Here is a 1,493-nt window from a genome sequence, read left to right as displayed (position 1 = left end):
CGACGCCGACGCGGCCGCCATGAGCTCCACCGTCTCCCGGGCTCCGGACAGGAGCGCCTCGCGGTCCTCGAAGCGCCGCAGCACGAGCCCGGCGGCCACGGCCTCGTCGATGCCGATCTGGCGCCCGGTGTAGATCAGCTCACGCGCTCGTGCCGGCCCGACGACCCGCGGCAGGCGCACGGTGCCGCCGAACCCGGGGATGAGCCCGAGCTTCACCTCGGGCTGGCCGAACTGCGAGGCATCCGTGGCATAGATGAAGTCGCAGGCGAGCGCCAACTCGAGCCCGCCGCCGAGGGCGAAGCCGTCGACGCAGGCGATGACGGGGAGTGGAAGCCCCTCGATCGTGGCGGCCACCCGATGACCGAGTCGCGCGGTCTCCGCTCCCTCGGCCGGCGTGGCCTGCGACAGCGCGCGGATGTCGGCACCGGCGACGAACGCCCGGCCGCCCGCACCGACGAGCAGCACTCCGGCCAGGTCGCCGGCGTCTGCCGACAGTTCGGAGAACGCACCCTCGAGTGCCCGGAGCACCTCGGGCGAGAGGGCGTTGAGCGACTTCGGTCGGTCGATGACGACGCTGGCGACCCTGCCGTCGCGCTCGACGCGCACCGCCCGATCGTCGCCCCGGCTCGCCGCTGCGGCATCCGACATCGTCATCGTTCCCTCCCGGCGGGCGGCCCCGCGACGATGACCACGCTACGGCATCGGCGGGGCGGGCCGCCGGGCGGTAGACTCCGACGCGAAGCGGATGCCGGGGGCACCGCCGGGCTCGCGCGTTCTTCCCGGGCCGTCCACGCCAGCGAGGAGTTCGCCATGACGACCCTGACGACCACGACCCGTGCCGCCACCGCCGTGGCGATCGCGGGCATCACCGCGTCGCTGCTCACGGGATGCTTCGGCAACCCCGCCGACCTCGTCGACAAGGGCGTCGAGGACGCCATCGAGAGCGCGACCGGTGGCGACGTCAGCCTCGGCGGCGAGCTGCCCGCCGATTTCCCCACGACGATCCCGCTCATCGACGGCGACGTGACGTTCGCGGGCGGCGCCGGCGACGCCGACGGGAAGGGCTGGATCGTCGTGATCACGTCGTCGACCGCCGATCCGGTGGCGGATGCCGCGGCCGAGCTCGAGGGCGCGGGCTTCACCGAGGACACCACCATGACGGGCGGTGAGGCGGGCGCCCGCATCTACTCGAACGCGGAGTACTTCGTGCTCCTGGCCGGCGAGGGCGAGACGCTGACGTACACGGTCACGCCGAACACGAACCAGCAGTGAGCGACGACCTGAAGCCCTCGCCACTGGCGCGGGCGGGCATGTACGCGCTCGCCGTGCTGCTCGGCGGCATCTACGGGGCGGTCGCCACGATCGGCCATCGGCAGTCGGTGACCATCGGCGAGGTCGTCGTCCCCTGGGGGCTCGTCGTGGCGCTCGTGGGCGTGCTGGCGCTGCTGCTGGGCATCCGCCTCGTGGCTGGCGGCCGGTGGGTGGCCGCGGCC

2 protein-coding genes and 1 pseudogene are annotated in these 1,493 nt (G+C 73.6%); 2 read left to right on the top strand and 1 reads right to left on the bottom strand.

The features are described 5' to 3' along the window. A partial coding sequence (locus GH736_RS22815; protein WP_159607289.1) for an enoyl-CoA hydratase/isomerase family protein occupies positions 1 to 648 on the bottom strand: 648 nt, incomplete at its 3' end. A gap of 162 nt (positions 649 to 810) precedes the next feature. Here GH736_RS22815 and GH736_RS22810 point away from each other — a divergent pair. Beyond that, complete coding sequence (locus GH736_RS22810) at positions 811 to 1,272, top strand: hypothetical protein (protein ID WP_159607287.1); 462 nt, start codon at positions 811 to 813, stop codon at positions 1,270 to 1,272. Next, positions 1,269 to 1,493, top strand: a pseudogene (locus tag GH736_RS22805) (hypothetical protein); the annotation flags it as partial. The gene GH736_RS22810 and the pseudogene GH736_RS22805, both read left to right, overlap by 4 nt.

The sequence above is a fragment of the Agromyces humi genome (assembly GCF_009720255.1).
Taxonomy (GTDB): domain Bacteria; phylum Actinomycetota; class Actinomycetes; order Actinomycetales; family Microbacteriaceae; genus Agromyces; species Agromyces humi.
Note: the sequence above shows the minus strand (reverse complement) of the source record. Positions and strands in the feature narration are given on the sequence as shown.

Coding starts and splice junctions, on each gene's coding strand:
- GH736_RS22810 (WP_159607287.1), top strand. CDS start 811: ATGACGACCCTGACGACCACGACCCGTGCCGCCACCGCCGTGGCGATC.